The sequence below is a fragment of the Leisingera sp. S132 genome, assembly GCF_025144465.1.
GTDB lineage: Bacteria > Pseudomonadota > Alphaproteobacteria > Rhodobacterales > Rhodobacteraceae > Leisingera.
Window position 1 is genome coordinate 2,674,125 of the sequence record NZ_CP083553.1, and the last position, 18,733, is coordinate 2,692,857.

At 64.7% G+C, this 18,733-nt stretch carries 19 protein-coding genes and 1 riboswitch; of the genes, 15 read left to right on the plus strand and 4 right to left on the minus strand.

Features of this window, described 5'->3' with window-relative positions:
* Positions 1 to 8: 8 nt before the first annotated feature.
* The 7 genes from K3725_RS13285 (at position 9) to cobF (ending at position 5,072) form a co-directional block, all read left to right on the plus strand.
* A complete protein-coding gene (locus K3725_RS13285) occupies positions 9 to 1,328 on the plus strand; it encodes a cobyrinate a,c-diamide synthase (RefSeq protein WP_260015793.1) in 1,320 nt (439 codons plus the stop codon).
* Positions 1,325 to 2,059 (plus strand): uroporphyrinogen-III C-methyltransferase, encoded by a 735-nt coding sequence (gene cobA / locus K3725_RS13290; RefSeq protein WP_260015794.1) that lies wholly within the window; start codon positions 1,325 to 1,327, stop codon positions 2,057 to 2,059. Before K3725_RS13285 ends, cobA begins: the two co-directional genes overlap by 4 nt.
* Positions 2,056 to 2,391 carry a DUF1636 domain-containing protein gene (locus K3725_RS13295; protein ID WP_260015795.1) on the plus strand — a complete coding sequence of 112 codons (336 nt, stop codon included), beginning with the start codon at positions 2,056 to 2,058 and terminating at the stop codon, positions 2,389 to 2,391. Before cobA ends, K3725_RS13295 begins: the two co-directional genes overlap by 4 nt.
* Positions 2,392 to 2,556: 165 nt before the next feature.
* Positions 2,557 to 2,770, plus strand: a riboswitch (cobalamin riboswitch).
* Positions 2,771 to 2,804: 34 nt separating this feature from the next.
* A complete protein-coding gene (locus K3725_RS13300) occupies positions 2,805 to 2,975 on the plus strand; it encodes a CbtB domain-containing protein (RefSeq protein WP_222480730.1) in 171 nt (56 codons plus the stop codon).
* A 4-nt stretch (positions 2,976 to 2,979) separates the two neighbouring features.
* Positions 2,980 to 3,678: a CbtA family protein gene (locus K3725_RS13305; protein WP_260015796.1), complete on the plus strand. Its 699-nt coding sequence runs from the start codon at positions 2,980 to 2,982 to the stop codon at positions 3,676 to 3,678.
* Between the two features lie 67 nt (positions 3,679 to 3,745).
* Positions 3,746 to 4,246, plus strand: coding sequence for a hypothetical protein (locus K3725_RS13310; RefSeq protein WP_260015797.1), 501 nt, complete (start codon positions 3,746 to 3,748; stop codon positions 4,244 to 4,246).
* 73 nt (positions 4,247 to 4,319) lie between these two features.
* Positions 4,320 to 5,072, plus strand: coding sequence for a precorrin-6A synthase (deacetylating) (cobF, locus tag K3725_RS13315; RefSeq protein WP_260015798.1), 753 nt, complete (start codon positions 4,320 to 4,322; stop codon positions 5,070 to 5,072).
* A gap of 39 nt (positions 5,073 to 5,111) precedes the next feature.
* Here the strand turns inward: cobF and K3725_RS13320 are convergent, their stop codons facing one another.
* Positions 5,112 to 6,137 carry a LacI family DNA-binding transcriptional regulator gene (locus K3725_RS13320; protein ID WP_260015799.1) on the minus strand — a complete coding sequence of 342 codons (1,026 nt, stop codon included), beginning with the start codon at positions 6,135 to 6,137 and terminating at the stop codon, positions 5,112 to 5,114.
* Between the two features lie 113 nt (positions 6,138 to 6,250).
* Between K3725_RS13320 and K3725_RS13325 the strand changes: the two genes are divergently transcribed.
* The 5 genes from K3725_RS13325 (at position 6,251) to K3725_RS13345 (ending at position 12,213) form a co-directional block, all read left to right on the plus strand.
* Entirely contained in the window at positions 6,251 to 7,762 is a 1,512-nt protein-coding gene (locus tag K3725_RS13325; RefSeq protein ID WP_260015800.1) for a tripartite tricarboxylate transporter permease, read from the plus strand.
* Positions 7,759 to 8,214, plus strand: coding sequence for a tripartite tricarboxylate transporter TctB family protein (locus tag K3725_RS13330; protein WP_260015801.1), 456 nt, complete (start codon positions 7,759 to 7,761; stop codon positions 8,212 to 8,214). Before K3725_RS13325 ends, K3725_RS13330 begins: the two co-directional genes overlap by 4 nt.
* Positions 8,215 to 8,255: 41 nt before the next feature.
* Complete coding sequence (locus K3725_RS13335; protein ID WP_260015802.1) at positions 8,256 to 9,215, plus strand: tripartite tricarboxylate transporter substrate binding protein; 960 nt, start codon at positions 8,256 to 8,258, stop codon at positions 9,213 to 9,215.
* Between the two features lie 71 nt (positions 9,216 to 9,286).
* Positions 9,287 to 10,708 carry an acylating sulfoacetaldehyde dehydrogenase gene (gene sauS / locus K3725_RS13340; RefSeq protein WP_260015803.1) on the plus strand — a complete coding sequence of 474 codons (1,422 nt, stop codon included), beginning with the start codon at positions 9,287 to 9,289 and terminating at the stop codon, positions 10,706 to 10,708.
* Positions 10,705 to 12,213 (plus strand): AMP-binding protein, encoded by a 1,509-nt coding sequence (locus K3725_RS13345; RefSeq protein WP_260015804.1) that lies wholly within the window; start codon positions 10,705 to 10,707, stop codon positions 12,211 to 12,213. The genes sauS and K3725_RS13345 overlap by 4 nt, the downstream gene beginning before the upstream one ends.
* Positions 12,214 to 12,343: 130 nt before the next feature.
* Here K3725_RS13345 and K3725_RS13350 read toward each other — a convergent pair whose 3' ends face one another.
* From K3725_RS13350 to K3725_RS13360, 3 genes are all read right to left on the minus strand, one after another.
* Positions 12,344 to 13,882, minus strand: coding sequence for a tripartite tricarboxylate transporter permease (locus tag K3725_RS13350; protein ID WP_260015805.1), 1,539 nt, complete (start codon positions 13,880 to 13,882; stop codon positions 12,344 to 12,346).
* A 12-nt stretch (positions 13,883 to 13,894) separates the two neighbouring features.
* Positions 13,895 to 14,326, minus strand: coding sequence for a tripartite tricarboxylate transporter TctB family protein (locus K3725_RS13355; RefSeq protein ID WP_260015806.1), 432 nt, complete (start codon positions 14,324 to 14,326; stop codon positions 13,895 to 13,897).
* A 71-nt stretch (positions 14,327 to 14,397) separates the two neighbouring features.
* On the minus strand, positions 14,398 to 15,375 hold the full coding sequence (locus K3725_RS13360; RefSeq protein ID WP_260015807.1) for a tripartite tricarboxylate transporter substrate binding protein: 978 nt from the start codon (positions 15,373 to 15,375) through the stop codon (positions 14,398 to 14,400).
* Positions 15,376 to 15,531: 156 nt separating this feature from the next.
* Between K3725_RS13360 and K3725_RS13365 the strand changes: the two genes are divergently transcribed.
* Genes K3725_RS13365 through K3725_RS13375 form a run of 3 tightly spaced genes read left to right on the plus strand, consistent with a single transcriptional unit; the run spans position 15,532 to position 18,624 of the window.
* On the plus strand, positions 15,532 to 16,203 hold the full coding sequence (locus K3725_RS13365) for a response regulator transcription factor (protein WP_260015808.1): 672 nt from the start codon (positions 15,532 to 15,534) through the stop codon (positions 16,201 to 16,203).
* Positions 16,196 to 17,587: a sensor histidine kinase gene (locus tag K3725_RS13370; RefSeq protein WP_260015809.1), complete on the plus strand. Its 1,392-nt coding sequence runs from the start codon at positions 16,196 to 16,198 to the stop codon at positions 17,585 to 17,587. Before K3725_RS13365 ends, K3725_RS13370 begins: the two co-directional genes overlap by 8 nt.
* Positions 17,584 to 18,624 carry an ABC transporter substrate-binding protein gene (locus tag K3725_RS13375; protein ID WP_260015810.1) on the plus strand — a complete coding sequence of 347 codons (1,041 nt, stop codon included), beginning with the start codon at positions 17,584 to 17,586 and terminating at the stop codon, positions 18,622 to 18,624. Before K3725_RS13370 ends, K3725_RS13375 begins: the two co-directional genes overlap by 4 nt.
* Positions 18,625 to 18,733: the final 109 nt, after the last annotated feature.

Consider the following 18,733-nt stretch of genomic DNA (forward strand, 5'->3'; position numbering starts at 1 on the left):
CAAAGACTATGACTGCAATGAACCCTCCCGGATTGATGATCTCGGCACCCTCCTCGGGCACCGGCAAAACCACCGTGATGCTGGGCCTGTTGCGGGCGCTGGCCGAGGACGGACTGACCGTTCAGCCTTACAAGAGCGGGCCGGACTACATCGATCCGGCCTTCCACCTGGCAGCTGCCAAGCGGCCCAGCTTTAATCTGGACACCTGGGCGATGGACGCCCGCCTGCTGGATGCGGTCACCGCGCAATCGGCAGGCGCCGAAATCTGCGTCGGCGAAGGCTCGATGGGCCTCTATGACGGCGTGGCAACGCGCGGGCAGTCGGGCTTTGGCTCCTCCGCCGAAACCGCCAAGCGGATGGGCTGGCCGGTGGTGCTGGTGGTTGATGTCGGCGGCCAGGCGCAATCGGCGGCGGCCACCGCGCTGGGGTTCAAGAACTACGACCCGGAGCTGCCCTTTGCCGGGGTGATCCTCAATCGTGTTGCCAGCCCGCGCCATGAGCGGCTGACCCGGCTGGGGATGGAGAAGGCGGGCATCAAGGTGCTGGGCTCCCTGCCCCGGCGCGGCGACCTGACCCTGCCGGAGCGGCATCTGGGCCTGATCCAGGCGGTGGAGCATCCCGATCTGGAAGCCGCCATCGCAGGCTATGCCGAATTCTTGCGCGCGCATGTGGATCTGGATGCGATCAAGTCCGCAGCCCTGGCAGGCCAAGCGCCCGCGCCCGCCAGCCTGCCCAGACCGCCCGCGCAGCGGATTGCGCTGGCGCGGGATGCGGCGTTTTCCTTTACCTATCCGCACCTGCTGACCGGATGGCGAGCGGCAGGCGCAGAAATCCTGCCGTTCTCGCCGCTCGCTGACGAGGCCCCGGCGGCGGACGCCGATCTGGTCTGGCTGCCCGGCGGCTACCCGGAGCTGCACGGCGGCACGGTGGCGGCGGCGGAGACCTTCCGCGCCGGTGTCCGCAAGCACGCCGAGACCAAACCGGTGCATGGCGAATGCGGCGGCTACATGGCCCTGGGCGAGGCGCTGATCGACAAGGAGGGCAACCGCCACCAGATGCTGGGTCTTCTCGGCCTGGTGACCTCCTATGAGAAGCGCAAGTTCCACCTCGGCTACCGCCGCGCCATTCTGCAGGCCGGGATGCCGGGCTTTGACGCGGGCACGGCGCTGCGCGGCCATGAGTTCCATTACTCCACCATTCTGGAAGAACCCGACGCGCCGCTGGCGCAGGTGATGGACGCCGACGGCGGCCCCGTGCCGGAAACTGGCTCCATCAAGGGCCACGTCACTGGCACCTTCTTCCACCTGATCACGGGAGAACAGGCATGAGCGGTTTTGTGAGCTTTGTCTCCTCCGGCCCCGGCGACCCGGAGCTGCTGACTGTGAAAGCCGTGAAGCGGCTGGAAGCGGCAGACGCGATCCTGTTCGACGACCTGTCGTCCGGCCCGATTCTGAGCCATGCCCGCGCCGATGCCGATCTGGTGGGTGTGGGCAAACGCGCAGGCCGCCCCTCGCCCAAGCAGGATCATGTGAGCCAGCTCTTGGTCGACTACGCTTCCTCCGGCCTCAACGTGGTGCGGCTCAAGTCCGGCGATTCCGGCGTCTTCGGGCGGCTGGAGGAAGAGATGACCGCGCTGCGCGAAGCGGGCATCGGGTTCGAAATCGTGCCCGGCGTCACAGCAGCCTCGGCGGCGGCAGCGGCGGCCAGTATTCCGCTGACCCGGCGGCTGACGGCGCGGCGGCTGCAGTTCATCACCGGCCATGACGTGACCGGCGGGCTGCCGGACGATCTGAACATGGCGGCGCTGGCCGACCCGCATGCCACAACCGTGGTTTACATGGGCAAACGCACCTTTGCTGACCTGGCGGAAAAGCTGATGGAAGCGGGCCTGCCCGCGGACACCCACGCGCTGGTGGCGCAGGGGGTTTCCACGCCGGAGCAGAAACTGTTCTGCCACACCGTGGGCGAGCTGCCATCGGTTTTGCGGGGAATGGAAACCAAGGCGCCGGTGCTGATCCTTTACGGGCCGCTGGCCGATCAGGACCTGCCGCACGCATGAGCCTGCCGACCCTCACCCTGTGCCGCACCTGCCGCGACGCGGACCCGGCCCTGTTCGGGCAGGTCGCCGCAGCGCTGGAGGTGGACGGGGTGGCGGCGCGGCTGCAGCAGGTGGATTGCATGTCCGGCTGCAAACGGCCGCAGACGCTAGCGGTGCGGCAAAGCGGCAAGACCGCCTATCTGTTCGCAGAGATCACGGCAGCGGACCTGCCTGACATCCTGTCCTTCCTGAAGATGTACCGCGAAAGCCCGGACGGCAATTTCGCCGACGCCCGGCCCTTGGGGCGATTGCGGTTCAAGGCGATTGCCCGCATCCCGGCTGATCTGGCGTGATCCGCCTGCGGCGGGCGTGAGGAAAATTCCGGCACGGAATTTTGGCCGGAAAATTTGCATTTTCCGGCGTCACCGGCCACCCATCCCGACATACATTAACTGCCCCCGTGCCGCTGAAGGGCACAAACCTGGCGGATTCTTCCTTGACCGGAGCGCGCCGCGCGGGGCATTACCGCAGGATACGGTGTCTGATGGTGCCTAAGCACTGGGACTGAAACGGGAATGAGGACGGTGGACCAAATCGCGGCACCGAAGCCTCAACCGCCCCCGCGACTGTGAGCGGCGAGCGGCCTTCCAAAAACCACTGGCGCAAGCCGGGAAGGAGGAAGGCAGCAGCGACCCGCGAGTCAGGAGACCGGCCGTGTGGAAACGCAAACTTATGCCGTCGGGTGTGACGGTTAGGAGGACTAGAAATGACGACCAAGACGCTTAAGGCTTCTGCCGCTGGCACCAGTGTTCTTCCGGCACTGTTTGCAGTGGTTCTGGGGCTGGGGATCATCACTCTGACCGGCCATGTTCAGGCATCCGCCCTGCACGACGCTGCTCATGACGTGCGCCACGCAACCGGCTTCCCCTGCCACTAAGGCCATGTTCAGTCGCATTCTGACCAGCGGCCTGTTCGCTGGTGCTGCAGCAGGGCTGATTACCGCCCTGCTGCAGCTGTATTTCGTGCAGCCCGTGCTGCTCCACGCCGAACTCTATGAGGGCGGCGAGCTGGTGCATTTCAGTGCTGATCCCGTAACCGCGCATCCCGATCTGCCCGGCCTGTTCGCCGAGCCTGTTCGCGACGGCCTCAGCATCATCTTCACGATGCTGACCTACACCGGCTATGCGCTGGTGATGGCGGCGCTGATGTCGGTGGCCGAGCGCCAGGGCCATGAGATCAACGCGCGCTCCGGCCTGTTGTGGGGCCTGGCGGGCTTCATCACCTTCCACTTCGCGCCCGGCCTGTCGCTGGCGCCCGAGGTGCCGGGTGTTGCCGCCGCCGACGTGGGCGCGCGCCAGATCTGGTGGACCGTCACCGTGGCCGCCGCAGGCGTCGCCATGTGGCTGATTGCCTTTGGCGGCAATCTGGTCAGCTACCTGATCGCGGCTCTGCTGCTTATGGGGCCGCACATCATCGGCGCGCCTGAGCCGGAAAGCTTCTCCGGCCCGGTTCCAACCGAGATCGGCGCGCTGTTTGCCGCCCGGGCCTTCGGCATCGGCATGGCCGCCTGGGCTCTGCTGGGCAGCTTTGCCGGCTATTTCTGGCAGGCCGAAGGCAAGCGCGCGGAAGCCGCAGCCTGATCCGGCTCCTTGACCCTCCCCGCCGGCCGTATCCGGCGGGGAAATTCTTCTTTCAGAGGATGAACAGATGTCCCGCTCTCTTGCCCTGTTTGCGATCGGCCTGGTGTTTGGCGGCGGTGCCGGCTTTGTGATTGCGGCCGGAAACGGCGTCACCTTCGACGGCCATGACCATGGCGACCCCGCGCACCACGGCGGCGGTCACGGCGAAATGGCGTCTCATGACCATTCCCAGAGCGTCAGCCTGGCTGCAGGCCCGGATGCGCCCGGCGTTGCCATTCAGCTGCACAAGGATCCGATGGCGGGCTGGAACCTGCAGGTGACACCGCAGAATTTCCGCTTTGCCCCGCAGAACGCCTCTGCCGCAGACGTTGACGGCGAGGGCCATGCGCATGTCTATGTGAACGGCGAAAAACTTGCCCGGCTTTATGCCAACTGGATGCATATCCCTGCCCTGCCCGAAGGCGCGGAAGTCAAGGTCTCGCTCAACACCAACAGTCACAGCGCGCTGCTGGTGGAAGGCCAGCCGGTGGAGGCAAAGATTACTGTTCCCGCGGGCGAGGGCTCCTGAGCCGCAAATCCCGGCTTGCAAGACAAATTGCACGGCCCCATAGAGGGCCGTGTTTTCATGTGAAAGGCCCGTCATGATTGAGCTTTCCCTGATCGGCATCGGCACCGGCAACCCGCAGCACATGACGCTGCAGGCGATTGAGGCGCTGAACGCGCAGGATCTGATCCTGATCCCCAACAAGGGCGCGGGCAAGGACGACCTGGCGGGGCTCCGGCGCGAGATCTGCAACCGGGCGATCCGGGGCGATGGCCCGAAGATCGTGGAATTTGCCCTGCCCGTGCGGGACGAAGCCACCCAAAGCTACCGCAAACGGGTCGACGACTGGCACGACGCCATTGCGGAAATCTGGTGGCAGAACATAACGGCCCATCTGCCGGATGGCGGCAAGGCCGGGTTCCTGGTCTGGGGCGACCCGTCGCTTTATGACAGCACCATGCGGATTGCCGAGCGGCTGAAGACGCTGGCAGAAATCAAGCTGACAGTGATCCCCGGCATCACCTCGATCCAGGCGCTGACAGCGGCGCATGCCATCCCCGTCAACGAAATAGGCGCGCCATTCACCATCACCACCGGGCGGCAGTTGCGTGAAACCGGCTGGCCGGACAGCGCCGATACGCTGGTCATCATGCTGGACGGGGAATGCTCCTTTCAGGCAATCAGCCCGCAAGGCGTGGAAATCTTCTGGACAGCCTATGCAGGCATGGAGAACCAGATATCCGTCGCAGGCCCGCTGGCCGAAGCGGCCGGGCGGATCATCGAAACCCGCGCAATGGCACGGGCAGAGCACGGGTGGATCATGGACATCTACCTGCTGCGGCGGGCATGATGCGGGCTGCAACCAGGCAGGTTTTCTGCTGATTTGCCGTCAGGCGGCAGGACTTGTCGTTCCCCGGACGACACATTCCAGCCCGCAGCACAGCCTGAACTGCTCACGCGTGTCAGACGTAATGTAATCTGTAAACCGTTGCCCGGCGAGCGACCCGATGGTTTCGGCCGGAATGCGGATGGTGGTCAGCCCGGGTTCGATATCCGCTGATCCTTTGAAGTCGCCGATCCCAATGATCGACACGTCCCCGGGCACCCGCAGACCGCATTTTTGCGCACCGTAAAGAGCGCCTTGGGCGATCACGTCATTGCCGCACAACAGGGCTGTCGGGCGGGCACTCCCTGAAAACAGCCTGATTGCCGCTTGCTTGGCCTGCGCCACGCTATAAGGGGCCTCAGACATGCGATGTTCCGGCACAGACACCCCCCTTTCCCGCAATGCCTCCAAAACCGACGTCAACCTGTACTGCGCCCGGTCATTCCCGCGGGTGTCGGGAAAAATCAGGCCGATATCCCGGTGCCCCAGCTCCAGCAGGTGCTCTGCCGCCATCCTGCCGGCCAGACGGTTATCCGCGCCGACACAGGGCAGCTCAGACTCCTCTGCGTAGTTCCAGATCGCCATGGCCGGGGTTTCCTGCTGGGCAATCAGCCGGGACGTAGCCGCCGAATGCTCCAGTCCGATCAGCGCCACCCCGTCGACCCGGTGCTCCATCAGCTTGCGCACCATCGCGTATTCCCGGTCCAGGTCATAACCGTGCGACGCCAGCAGCAATGTAAACCCGGCCTGGTCAATGGCATCCGAGAACGCCTGGATCACCTCGGCAAAAATCGCGTGGTTGATGGTCGGCACCACCAGCCCGATGGTGCCGGACCGCTTGCCATGCATCATCTGCGCCGCACGGTTCCTGACATAGCCCAGTTTCTGCACCGCGCGGGTGATCTTCTTGCGAGTCGCCGGGCTGACCAGATCGGGGTGGTTGAAGGTGCGCGACACCGTGGAGGGTGACACTTTGGCAGCCTTCGCCACGGCCACGATATCCACGTTACCTTTTTGTTTAGGCGCCATAATTTCCCCTCCTCCGGCAAGAATTATGAAAACGTTTGCAATACTATTTTCATGGCCTAACCTGTTTTGTCAACAAAAGCAAAAGCGCGATCAGCCGGGTTGGGAGGCCCTGAATGGAGTTCATTTATTACTTCGGAGACGTGTTCTCGCCGCTGTCATTCCTGCTGCTTCTGGGCGGCACAATCGGCGGGCTGATCCTGGGGGCAACCCCGGGACTTTCCCCCACCATGGCAGTGGCGCTGCTGATCCCCTTCACCTTCCATCTGGAGGCGGTTCAGGGCCTCATCCTTTTGGGTGCCGCCTATACCTCTACCGTGGCCGGCGGCGCGGTCAGCGCGATCCTCCTGAAGATCCCCGGCGCGCCCGCGAACATCGCTACCACGCTGGACGGCCACAAGATGGCCAAGCAGGGTCAGGGCGCCAAGGCGCTGCAGCTGTCCTTCCTCGCCTCTGCCGCGGGCGGTATCTTCGGCGTGCTTCTGCTGATCTTCCTGACCCCGGTTCTGGCGGAATGGGCGCTGGCCTTTGGCCCCTCGCATCTGTTCTGGCTGGCAATCCTGGGCGTCACCGTGATCGGCTCGCTGGACTCGGCCTCGGTTGTCAAAGGCCTTCTGTCCGGCTGCATCGGGCTGTGGCTCGCTACCATCGGCTTTGACGACATCATGGGCGCCCAGCGGTTCATCTTCCACCCGTCGCTCGGCGGCGGCATCAACATCATCGCGGCGCTCATCGGCCTCTTTGCCATTCCGCAGGTGCTGACCATGTTCGCCAAAGGCCGCCGCACGGAAGGCGCCGAGGTGATCGAGGTGCAGAAACATTCCGTTCTGGACGCCACCAAGGAACTGCTGCGCCGTCCGCGTGCCCTGGGCATCGGCACCATCACCGGCTCCATCATCGGGCTGATCCCCGGCGTTGGCGGCCAGATCGCCGGGCTGGTGGCCTATGACCAGACCAAGAAGTTCTCCTCTGAAAAGGAAAAATTCGGCAAGGGCCACAGCGAAGGCGTGATCGCCGCGGAAGCCGCCAACAACGCAATGGTCGGCCCGTCGCTGGTACCGCTCTTGACGCTGTCGATCCCGGGCAGCCCCACCGCTGCTGTGCTGCTTGGCGGGTTGCTGATCCACGGCATTTTCCCCGGCTCTGATCTGTTCGACAATCACCCGGATGTGGCCTGGACCTTCATCAACTCGATGCTGGTGGGCCAGGTCCTGATGTGCCTGTTCGGCCTCTATGTGGCGGGACTCGCCGCCCGCGTCGCCCAGGTGCCGCAATCGGTGATGGCCGCCATCGTGCTCGCCCTCTCCGTCTTTGGCGCCTACTCGGTGCAGAGCTCGATGGGCGACGTCTATGTCATGGCCTGCCTGGGTGTCGGCATGTACTTCCTGGAGCGTTTCGGCTTTTCCGCCGCGCCGCTGGTGCTGGGCCTGATCCTTGGTCCAATCGCGGAGGCGAATTTCATTCAGGGCGGCATGATCGCCGACGCCACCGTTGGCAAATCCGCCTACTTCCTGACCGGCGGTCTCAACATCATCCTGATCGCCGTGGTCGTCGCGTCCATCGCTTACTCGGCCTGGATGGAATTGCGCAGCCGCCGCTACACCACCAAAGAGGAGGCGCAGGCATGAACCGGTCGCAGCACATCCTTGGCTCCGGCCTCGTGTTCGCAGTGGGCATCTGGGTTACCTGGGTCAGTTATACCCAGCAGCCAGCCGAAGCCTTCCTGTTCCCGCGCCTGATCGCATCGGTATTCGTGGTGCTGGCTGGCTGGACCTTCGGCAAGGCCGCCCTGGGCCTCAGCAAGGTCGGCTCGGGCATCTCACGGACGATGTTCCTGAACATGGTGCCGGGGCTGGCGGTGATGCTGGTCTATGTTTTCTGGGCCGCCAAGGCGCTTGGGTTTTACACCGCCACCGCCATCACCTTTTTCATCCTGCTGTCGCTCTATGACCCGGCGCCGCATGCGCAAGGCAGGACCTGGGTCCGGCGCGCGCTGATCACCGCGGGATTCGTGGCGGTGATGTACGGCCTCTTTGCCAAGCTGCTGAGCGTCTACACGCCGCGGGAAATTCTGTTCTGACCGCCTGTAGCCGGTCCGAAACCAATAGGGAGGAGAAGAAAATGAAGAAAATGATTGCAGGCGCTGCCTTTGCGCTGATGGGCCTGGCAGGCGCTGCCATGGCCGGGGACTACCCGGACCGCCCGATCATGATGATGGTCTCCTACGGGGCCGGCGGGGCGACCGATTTCCAGGCCCGGATCGTTACCATGACCGCAGGCAACGAGGATGCGCTGGGAATGCCCATTGCCATCATCAACAAGCCCGGCGCGGGCGGCCGTGTCGGCTGGAACTGGTTTGCCACCCAAGCAGATGCGGATGGCTACACCCTGGCGGCCTACAACGTGCCCCACTTCATCGCGCAGTCGATCAAGGGCGGCGTGTCCTATTCCGCAGACAGCTTTGAACCCATCGCCAACTGGGGCGCTGACCCGGCGGTCTTTGTGGTCGGTGCTGACAGCCCGTTCAATTCGATGGCCGATGTGGTTGCCTATGCCACAGAAAATCCGGGCAAGCTGACCTTCTCCGGTGCGGGTCTGTTCGTTGGCCACCACATCGCTGCGCTGCAGATCGAAAAGGCTGCAGGCGTGAAGATGGCCTATATCCCGACCAAGGGCGGCGGCGCAGCGGCGATGAAGGCGGTGATCGCCGGTGAGGTCATGGGCGGCATCAACAACCTGTCCGACGCTTTTCGCGCGCAGGAAGCGGGCAACGTGAAGATCCTGGGTGTTGCTGACCTCAAGCGCTCCGATTTTCTGCCAGACGTGCCCACCATGCAGGAACAGGGCCTGGACGTCGACAATTCCTCCGTCAACTTCCGCGGCGTGATGGTGCCCAAGGACACGCCTCAGGAGGTGATCGACAAACTGGCGGCAACCGTGCCTGAAATGTTCGCCAATGACCGGGTTGCCAAGAAAATGGCGGCTGGCGGATCGCCCATGCACATCATGACCCGCGACGAAGTCAAGGAGATGTGGGCCGCCCGCGAACAAACACTGAAAGAGCTTCTGGCCGGGCTGTGATGCCAGCTGGAACTCCTTCGGGACGCGCGCATGCCGCAGCGCGCGTCCCGGCCAAGATATCGAGGTAAGACATGAACGCTCAGGACGCACTCGCCTCCGGCACGGCCGAGGTGGAACAGATCGTGGTGCGCGCCCGCACCGCCCAGCAGGAATTTGAAGCCAAGGGGAGCCAGGCGCTGTATGACAAGGCAGCTTTGGCGGCAGGCTGGGCCATCATGGAACCCGCCCGCAACCGCGCCCTGGCAGAGCTGGCGGTGGAAACCACCGGCCTTGGCAATGTGGCGGACAAGATCACCAAGAACCACCGCAAGACGCTGGGGCTGCTGCGCGACATCGCGGGCGTCCGGACCCACGGCATCATCAGCGACGACCCGGAAACCGGCATCACAGAGATCATGCGTCCCATCGGCGTGATCGGCGCCGTTGTCCCCTCGACCAACCCGGCGGCCACGCCCGCCAACAACATCATCAATGCGCTGAAGGGCGGCAATGCCATCGTGGTGGCTCCCTCGCCCAAGGGCGTGGCCTCCTGTGAGCTGCTGCTTTCCTATATCCATGCAGAGTTTGCCAAACTGGGCCTCGACCCCGATCTGGTGCAGATGATCCCTGCACCGGGCTCCAAGGCCAAGACCCAGACGCTGATGGAGGCCGCCGACCGGGTGATCTGCACCGGCAGCCAGAACAATGTCCACCGCGCCCAGTCCTGCGGCACGCCTGCCGTGGCCGTGGGGGCAGGCAATGTGACCGTGATCGTGGATGAGACTGCGGACCTTGCAGATGCGGCGGCCAAGATCACCGCCTCCAAGTGTTTTGACAATGCAACCTCCTGCTCGTCCGAGAATGCAGTGGTTGTGGTGGATGCCATCTATGACCAGTTCATTGCCGCCTTGGCCCGCGAAGGCGGCACGCTGGTGCCGGAGGCTGCCTCCGCAGGCATAATCGCCAAGCTGTGGCCGGACGGCCATTTGAACCGCAAAGTCATCGCCCAGGACGCAGATAGAATGCTGGCCGCGCTGGATATGGCGGGCAAAGTCCCGGACGGCACCAGGTTTCTGGCGGTGGAGACCAAGGGAATCGGTCCGGAGCACCCGCTGAGCGGGGAGAAGCTGAGCCGCATCCTCGCCGTCTACCGGGCCGCGGATTATGCCGATGCCAAGGCCATCGCCACCCGTATCCTTACGTATCAGGGGGCCGGGCATTCCATCGGCATTCACACAGCCCGGGATGAGCGCGCGGTGCAACTGGGCCGCGACATGCCCACCTGCCGGGTGATCGTCAATCAGGCCCATACCTTCGCCACCGGCGGCGCCTTCACCAACGGGATGCCGTTTTCCCTGTCGATGGGCTGCGGCAGCTGGGGCGGCAACTCCATCGACACCAACCTCAACTGGCGCCATTTCGTGCAAACCACCAAGATCGTGCGCGAAATTCCCGCCCGCGAGCCCGCGCTGGCAGACATCTTTGCCAGCTACTGGGCGGAGGCGGGCCAATGATGGAGCCGCCCAAGGGGACCATCCGCGACTGGCTGAACACGCGCGCAGCTGAGGGCGGCACCGGCTTTGTCTTTCCCGACGGCGGCCCCGATCTTAGCTGGGCGGAGCTGCGCCGGACGGCCGACGCCATCGCCCGCTATCTGACCGCCCTGGGCATCGCCAAGGGGGAAAGCATCGCCATCCTGCATCCCAACGGGCGCGAAGCGCTGGAATGCCTCTTCGGGGTGCTCTACGGCGGCTTCCGCGCCACCATGATCAATCTGGTCGCGGGCAACAGCGCGGTGTCCTACGCCCTGGAGCACAGCGGTGCCCGCTTTGCCTTTGTGCACGCCAGCCAGATGGACCTGTTCGAGCAGACTGCCAGCCTGCCCTTTCTCTCCCCTTTGGACCGGGCGGCAGCAACCGGCGGGTCACCGGCAGAGCTGCATCCGCTTTCTGCCGGTGACCACGCCTTGCTGATGTACACCTCAGGCACAACCGGCCAGCCCAAGGGAGTGGTGCATACGCACGCCAGCCTGTTGGCGGGCGGTTGGACCACCGCCGTGGCGCATCAGCTGACCCCGAAGGACCGCGGCCTCTGCGTCCTGCCCATCTACCATATCAACGGGCTCTGCGTGACGGTGATGGGCGCGCTGATCTCCGGCGGCTCGCTGGCCATGTGCGAGCGTTTTTCTGCCAGCCGCTTCTGGGCTCATACCGGCTGGTCGCAGGCCACCTGGTTCTCGGTGGTGCCCACCATCATCTCGCACTTGCTGCACTCGGACCTGGATCCCGCGGACAGCACCAAGGCAAGGCTGCGCTTCGGCCGCTCCGCCTCATCGGCGCTGGCTCCGGACGTGCAGCGCGCGTTTGAGGACCGCTTTGGGGTTGCGATCATCGAAACCATGGGGCTGACAGAAACCGCTGCGCAGATTCTGTCCAACCCCCTGCCTCCCGGTGTCCGCAAGATCGGCTCTCCCGGCATCGCCTTTGGCAATGAGGTCACGATTCTGGACGCCCGGCTTCAGCCTGTCACTGATGGCAGCGAGGGGGAGCTGGCAGTGCGCGGCCCCAATGTGATGCTGGAATACCTGAACAACCCCGAGGCCACGGCAGCTGCCTTTGCCCCGGACGGCTGGCTGCGCACAGGGGATCTGGGGCGGGTAGACAATGACGGCTACGTGTTCGTTACCGGACGCCTGAAGGAGCTGATCATCAAGGGCGGCGAAAACATTGCCCCGCGCGAAATCGACGAAGCCCTCTACTCCCATCCGGATGTGATAGAGGCCGCCGCCTTCGGACGTCCCAGCAAAAGCTATGGCGAAACAGTCGAAGCCGCAGTGAAGATACGCGACGGTTCCGAGCTGACCGAATTGGAGCTGATCGAAATTTGCCGGGCTCAGCTTGGGAAGTTCAAGTCGCCTGACGGGGTGCATTTTCTGAATGAGCTGCCCAAAGGCCCTTCAGGGAAAATCCAGCGGAACAAAATACTGGCGGTGATATCCACGCCCCATCGCTCCGCCTGAGCTGCCTGATCCGCCGCCCCCGTGGAACAGGGATCAGGCCATCCAATAGATGCTCAAAGGGGCATCTGAGCTTTCTGCAACAACAATGGAAGCCCTTCCAAACGGTGCTCTGGAAGGGCTATTCGCAGGGTCAATCGCTGATTGCGCCCTCCTCGTCCCGGCGCTGGTGCATCTTGGCTTTGACCCGCGCGCCGACGATCAGCGGCAGCACAAAGCCGATAATGGCAATGGCCCAGAGCGCGATGGACAGCGGGCTGTCAAACAGCGTCCACCAGTTGCCGTTGTCGATGGTCACGGCACGGCGCAGGTTGTTCTCCATCGCATTGCCCAAGAGCGTGCCCAGGATGATCGGCACCAGCGGCACGTCCAGCTTGCGCAGCCCCCAGCCCATGACGCCGAAGCCGATCATCACCAGGAGGTCGAAGGTGCTGCCCGAGATGCCGTAGATACCGACGAAACTGACCATCGCCACAATCGGCATCAGGATCCGAGAAGGGATCATCAGCACGCGGGTGAACAGCCCGACCATCGGGATGTTCATCGCCAGCAGCATGAAGTTGGCAATGAACAGCGCCGCGATCAGGCCCCAGACCACATCCGGGTTCTGGCTGAACAGCAGCGGGCCGGGTGTGATATTCAGCGCCAGCAGAACCGCCAGCAGTACAGCGGTGGTGCCCGACCCCGGCACACCCAGCGCCAGCATCGGCACCAGCGCGCCGCCCGCAGCCGCGTTGTTGCCGGCCTCGGGCGCTGCCACGCCGCGCGGATCACCAGTGCCGAAGGTGCCTTCCTTGTCGACCAGTTTCTTCTCCATCGAATAAGAGATGAACGACCCCAGCGAGGCGCCCGCACCGGGCAGAACGCCGGCAATGAAGCCTAGGAAGGACGTCCGCAGCATGGTCGGAGTGGTCTGCCGGATCATCGACACCGGCGGATAAAGCTTGCCGATGGTCAGCTTGCGCCCCGCGGCATCGGATCCGCCGTGCCGGGTCTCCAGGAAGATAAAGACCTCGGACAGGGCGAACAGGCCAACGATGGCCACCAGGAAGTCCAGCCCGTCATAAAGATGCACTTCACCGAAGGTGAACCGCGGCACCCCGGTCTGGGTGTCGACGCCGATGGTCGCCAGACCCAGGCCCAGCGCTGCGGCAAAGGCCGACTTTGCCTGGTTGGTCGATGAGACGCCGCCCAAGGTCATGAAGGCGAGCGCAAACAGCGCGAAGTACTCCGCCGGGCCGAACAGAAGGGCGATCTTCACCAACTGCGGCGCCAGCAGGATCAGCCCCCAGGTGGCCAGGAAGGCGCCGACAAAGGACGCGATGCCCGACAGCGACAGTGCTTCGCCAGCCATCCCTTTCTTGGCCATCGGGTGGCCGTCCAGGCAGGTCATCATGGCCGGCTCATCCCCGGGAATGTTCAGCAGGATCGAGCTGATGCGCCCGCCGTACATGGCGCCATAGTAGACACTGGTCAGCAGGATCAGCGAGGGGGTGGCACCCAGCCCAAGGGTAAAGGCCAGGGGGATCAGGATGGCAACACCATTCGACGGGCCAAGCCCCGGCAAGGCGCCCATGATAGTGCCCAGAAAGCAGCCCAGCAGCGCCAGGCCGATGTTCTGCCAGCTGAGCGCGATGGCAAAGCCGTCGCCAAGATTTGCGAGAAGCTCCATGCGGCGCCCTCCTCAGAAGCCAAGCGGACCCTTGGCCAGCGACAGGCCGAGGATCAGGTGAAAGGTGACATAGATGCCGATGGAAGTGCCGGCGCCCACGGCCACTGTTTCCAGCGGTCCCGATCCCAGGCGCCAGGCCAGATAGGCGGCGGCAAAAGCGGTGGCGATGACAAAACCCGCGACCGGCAGCATTTCGGCGTAGAGGATCAGCACAACCACGGCAGCAGCAACTTCTGCCAGACGTGCCATAGCGGGCCAGTGCGGCTCGGGGTCCGGGCGCAGCGCGATCACGGCACCCGACAGGGCGAGGATAGCGGCAATGATCAGGGGAAAGGCCTTGGGGCCGACAGCATCTGAGAGAAAACTCTCCTCGATCGCAAGCGCGGCAAAGACATAGCCGGCGGCAAGGATGATGCCGAAAACCCCGAAGATACGATCGCTCATGGCGGTCTCCAGTTCGGGTATTCAGGCGGGGCGGGCTGGCAGACTGCTGTGCCGGTCCGCCCCGCAGCAGGTTACTTGATGATGCCGATGTCCTTGGAAATCGACTGGATCTGCGCGACCGAACCGGCCACGAATTCCTGGAACGCAGCCCCTTGCAGGTCCAGCGGCGCCAGGCCGTTGGCGGCCATTACCTCTTTCCAGGCGTCAGACGCATAAAGATCACCGATCTTTGACACCCAGGCGTCATAGGCCTCGTCCGACATGCCGCCCGGTGCATAGAAGCCGCGCCAGTTTGCACCGATGGCATCAACACCCTGCTCCTTCGCAGTCGGGAAGTCGGCGAATTCGCCCGGCAGGCGTTCCGGCGACAGCACCGCGATCACCTTGATGTCACCGGAATCCACAAAGCCCTTGGCCTCAGAGATGTCGCCGGTGAAGGCCTGCACGGAACCTGCCAGCAGCTGGGTCACTGCCTCGCCGCCGCCGTCAAAGGCGATGTATTTGACGCTGCGGACGTCCTCGATGCCATAGGCGCTGGCCGCGATCAGAACTTTCAGGTGGTCCCAGCCGCCCACCGCGGAACCGCCCGCGACGGAGACCGAGGTCGGGTCCGCCTTGATGGTGTCCAACAGCTGCGGCAGCGTATCGACCTCGCTGTCGGCAGACACAGCAATCACGCCGTAGTCCGCGCCGATCGCCGCCAGCCAGCGCACCTGGTCCATGCTGTTGCCCGGATAGGCGCCCTGTGCCAGGCGGGTTGCGGTGGCGCTGGAGGCAGCAACGATCAGGCTGTTGTCGTCCGTGCGCTTGTTGACCACCTCGGCAAAGGCCACGCCGCCGCCGCCGCCAGCCAGGTTCACCACCTGCATGGTCTTGTCGATCAGTCCCAGATCCTGCAGCGACTTGCCGACCTGTCGGCAGGTAAAGTCCCAGCCGCCGCCCGGATTGGCCGGGGCAATGCATTCGGGGTTGTCCTGTGCCTGGGCCGCAAAGGCGGACAGCGACAGGGCGGCAGCGGCAAACAGGCCGCGGGTGACAGTGAATTTCATGCGTTCCTCCTCAGGTCGTGGCCGGCGCACTCCCACGCGCCGGAGATCGCCCGCCACAATTCGCTTTGGCAGCTTCGTTTCCGCGGGTTAGACATGTTTACTCATTGAAGCTGTCACCAACCTGTCGCCGGTTTCAGCAAAGCGGAGCGCCATTGAATGCGGGTCTTGATGGTCGAGGATGCAGAGGATCTGGCAGAGGGGGTGACCGCCCATCTGGCCCGCTCGGGTATTGCCTGCGATCTGGCGCCGGACATCGAAAGCGCCCGCGACTGCCGGGCGGTACAGGCCTATGACGCGGTGATCCTGGACATCAACCTGCCGGACGGCTCCGGCCTGTCGCTGCTGCGCGAGATGCGCCTGGCGGGCGACCCGGCCCCGGTGCTGATGCTGACTGCGCTGACCTCGGTGGATGACCGGGTGGCAGCGCTGGACCAGGGGGCGGATGATTACCTGGGCAAGCCTTTCGACCAGCGTGAACTGGAAGCGCGGCTGCGGGCGCTGGTGCGGCGCCAGATGGAACGCAAGGATGAGCAGATCGTGCTGGGCTGCCTGGCCTTTTCGCCCAGCGACCGCAGCGCCCGGCTGAACGGCCGCCTGCTGGAACTGACCCGGCGCGAGGCCGCCCTGCTGGATATGCTGATCCGCCATCAGGACCGCTACCTGTCGAAAACGCGGCTTTATGACTCGCTTTATGGTTTCGATGATGCCGATGTGGGCGAGAACGCGATCGAGCTGTATATCGCCCGCCTGCGCAAGAAGATCGCGGGCAGTGATGTCAGCATCAGCACCCAGCGGGGGGTCGGTTACCGGCTGCATCTGAATGGCTGAGCCGCGCCCGCCGCTTACGCTGGCGGCCCGGGTGCTGGGGGCGGTGCTGCTGATCCTGCTTCTGGGCGGCGTGCTGGTGTCCGGAAGCGCCTGGCTGAACGGCCAGCAGGCGGCGCGCCAGGCCTATGACCGCATCCTGCTGGGGGCGGCCAGAGATATCGCCGAGTCGATCCGGGTCCAAGAGGGGGTCCCTGCCGCTGACCTGCCGGTCTCGGCTTTCCAGCTGCTGGCACAGGCTCCTGACGACCGCATCTATTATGCGGTGCATGGGCCCGGGCAGGCGTTCATAACCGGCGTTGATCCCGAAAGTGAAGTTCAGGTGCCGCCCCCCGGATCCGCCGGCCCGGATTACTTTGAGGTCCCCCTCAACGGCGAGCCCGCGCGTTTCGTCCGGATCACCCGCCGCTTCGCGGAGCGCAGCTTCTCCGGCCCTGTCGAGGTTGTGGTCGGCCAAACCCTGCGGGCGCGCAAGGCGATGACATCAGATCTGATGCTGGATGCGCTCCTGCCGATGGCAGTCGCAGGTCTGGCGCTGATGGCAATGGCCTGGCTGGTCATCCGCACCGCATTGCGCCCGCTGGAGGACATCACCGACGACTTGGCGCGCCGCGACCCCTATGACCTGACACCGATTGCCACGGGCCGCCTTCCGCGGGAATTGCAGGTGGTGCTGGGCGCCATGAACCGGTTCATGGGGCGGCTGGACACCCAGGTCGAGGCGATGCGCAATCTGATCTCCGACACGGCACACCAGCTGCGCACGCCGGTGGCCGCAATGCGCGTGCAGGCGGAAACCGCTGTGGCCGAACCCGGCGAAGCTGCCCGCCGCCGCGCCCTGGAGCGGCTGCTGGCGCGCACCCGCTCGCTGGGCAGGCTGCTGGATCAGCTTCTCAGCCGTGCGCTGGTGGTGCATCGCACCGACAGCGCCCCGCGGCGGCCCGTCGACCTGCGCGAGGTGGCATTGGAGATCATGGAGCGCGATGACCACGCATTGCTGGCCCCCGGCAGCGACCTGCGGCTGGAGATCGGAGAGGACCCGGTGATGGTGCTGGCCGATGCCTTTTCACTTGGCGAGGCGGCCGGCAATCTGCTGGGCAATGCGCTCAGGCACGGCACCCCGCCGGTCGCCGTAGGCGCGGAGCAGCGCGGCCGCGAGGCCATCCTGTGGGTGCGCGATGCCGGCCCTGGCCCGGCGCCCGCTGTTACGGAACAGCTCGGCAGCCGATTCAACCGCAGCGCCGGCACCCAGGAAAACAGCACCGGCATTGGCCTGTCGATCGTGACCTCCGTGGCTGCTGCCTTTGGCGGCCGGGTAGAGATGGCGCGCGGGGACAGCGGCTTCCGCGCGGCCCTGGTCCTGCCCGCTGCGGAGGAGAAACCATGATGCGGGCCTGGCAGATGCTGGTGCTCATTGCCGCACTGCTGCCGGTTGCCGCCGCCGCGCAGGAGGCGGCCGTGCGATACGGCAGCGGCCCGGTGCCCTTCCTGATCCGTTCCACCACAGACAACAGTATCATCCAGCCGGTCATGGAACGCTTTGCGGAATTGAACCCGGATCTGACAATCACCTACGAGCAATGGGGGTCCAACGCGCTTTTTGCCAGGAGCCGCGCCGATTGCCGGGATGGCAGCCCGCCGGCCGACGCGGTGCTGTCCTCAGCCGTGCAGCAAATGGTCTGGCTGGTCAACGCGGCCTGTGCGCAACCGCACCGCTCGCCCGCGGCACTGGCGCTGCCGCCGTCGCGGCGCTGGCGCGATGAGCTGTGGGGGATCACCACCGAACCGGCAGTGATCGTTTACAACAAACAGCTGCTTGATGGTGCCGATGTGCCGCGAAGCCGCTTTGCCCTGCTGGATGCGCTGCGCGCCAAACCCGGCCTCTACCGCGGCAGGATCGCCACCTACGACATCTCCGCCTCCGGCCTGGGCTACCTGTTCGCCTACAGCGACAGTCTGGAAGCCACTACCTTTGGCGCGCTGATGGAGGGCTTTGCCCGGGTCGATGCCGTAGCCACCTGCTGTTCCGCCGAGATCATCGCAGGCGTGGCGGAAGGCCGGTTTCTGATCGCCTACAACGTCTTGGGGTCCTATGTTGCCAACGCCTCCGCACCGGAGGTCGGCACCATTCTGCCAGAGGATTACACGCTGGTTCTGTCCCGTGCCTTTATGATCCCCAGGCACGCCGCACAGCGAGACGCATCTGCAGAGCTGCTCGATTTTCTGCTGAGCGCCGAGGCGCAAGAGATGCTCGTCAAAGCCGGTCTCGTCGCCGTGATCGAGGAGACCGGCTCCGGGCTTTCGGCCAGCACCCGCAGATACATTCCTTTGTCGCCGTCCCTGCTGGTCGCGCTCGATGCCAACCGGCGCGCGCTTTTGCTCAAGTTCTGGAGCGATACCTTTGGCCAGGGCGCCACACCCTGAGCAGCCTCAGGCCTTTTCACTCGCCGGAGGTCAGGCTGAGCGCTTGAACTCCAAGCCACTGGCGCCTTGATGCTGAAGATTTTCAACGGCCAGTGACTGACAGGACGCT

Bases quoted from the DNA above. Each gene is read 5' to 3' on its own strand.
- K3725_RS13305 (WP_260015796.1), top strand. From the start codon at position 2,980: ATGTTCAGTCGCATTCTGACCAGCGGCCTGTTCGCTGGTGCTGCAGCA.
- sauS (WP_260015803.1), top strand. From the start codon at position 9,287: ATGAACGCTCAGGACGCACTCGCCTCCGGCACGGCCGAGGTGGAACAG.
- K3725_RS13345 (WP_260015804.1), top strand. From the start codon at position 10,705: ATGATGGAGCCGCCCAAGGGGACCATCCGCGACTGGCTGAACACGCGC.
- K3725_RS13320 (WP_260015799.1), bottom strand. From the start codon at position 6,137: ATGGCGCCTAAACAAAAAGGTAACGTGGATATCGTGGCCGTGGCGAAG.
- K3725_RS13335 (WP_260015802.1), top strand. From the start codon at position 8,256: ATGAAGAAAATGATTGCAGGCGCTGCCTTTGCGCTGATGGGCCTGGCA.
- K3725_RS13330 (WP_260015801.1), top strand. From the start codon at position 7,759: ATGAACCGGTCGCAGCACATCCTTGGCTCCGGCCTCGTGTTCGCAGTG.
- cobA (WP_260015794.1), top strand. From the start codon at position 1,325: ATGAGCGGTTTTGTGAGCTTTGTCTCCTCCGGCCCCGGCGACCCGGAG.
- K3725_RS13310 (WP_260015797.1), top strand. From the start codon at position 3,746: ATGTCCCGCTCTCTTGCCCTGTTTGCGATCGGCCTGGTGTTTGGCGGC.
- K3725_RS13375 (WP_260015810.1), top strand. From the start codon at position 17,584: ATGATGCGGGCCTGGCAGATGCTGGTGCTCATTGCCGCACTGCTGCCG.
- K3725_RS13300 (WP_222480730.1), top strand. From the start codon at position 2,805: ATGACGACCAAGACGCTTAAGGCTTCTGCCGCTGGCACCAGTGTTCTT.
- K3725_RS13295 (WP_260015795.1), top strand. From the start codon at position 2,056: ATGAGCCTGCCGACCCTCACCCTGTGCCGCACCTGCCGCGACGCGGAC.
- K3725_RS13350 (WP_260015805.1), bottom strand. From the start codon at position 13,882: ATGGAGCTTCTCGCAAATCTTGGCGACGGCTTTGCCATCGCGCTCAGC.
- K3725_RS13370 (WP_260015809.1), top strand. From the start codon at position 16,196: ATGGCTGAGCCGCGCCCGCCGCTTACGCTGGCGGCCCGGGTGCTGGGG.
- K3725_RS13360 (WP_260015807.1), bottom strand. From the start codon at position 15,375: ATGAAATTCACTGTCACCCGCGGCCTGTTTGCCGCTGCCGCCCTGTCG.
- K3725_RS13325 (WP_260015800.1), top strand. From the start codon at position 6,251: ATGGAGTTCATTTATTACTTCGGAGACGTGTTCTCGCCGCTGTCATTC.
- K3725_RS13285 (WP_260015793.1), top strand. From the start codon at position 9: ATGACTGCAATGAACCCTCCCGGATTGATGATCTCGGCACCCTCCTCG.
- cobF (WP_260015798.1), top strand. From the start codon at position 4,320: ATGATTGAGCTTTCCCTGATCGGCATCGGCACCGGCAACCCGCAGCAC.
- K3725_RS13355 (WP_260015806.1), bottom strand. From the start codon at position 14,326: ATGAGCGATCGTATCTTCGGGGTTTTCGGCATCATCCTTGCCGCCGGC.
- K3725_RS13365 (WP_260015808.1), top strand. From the start codon at position 15,532: ATGCGGGTCTTGATGGTCGAGGATGCAGAGGATCTGGCAGAGGGGGTG.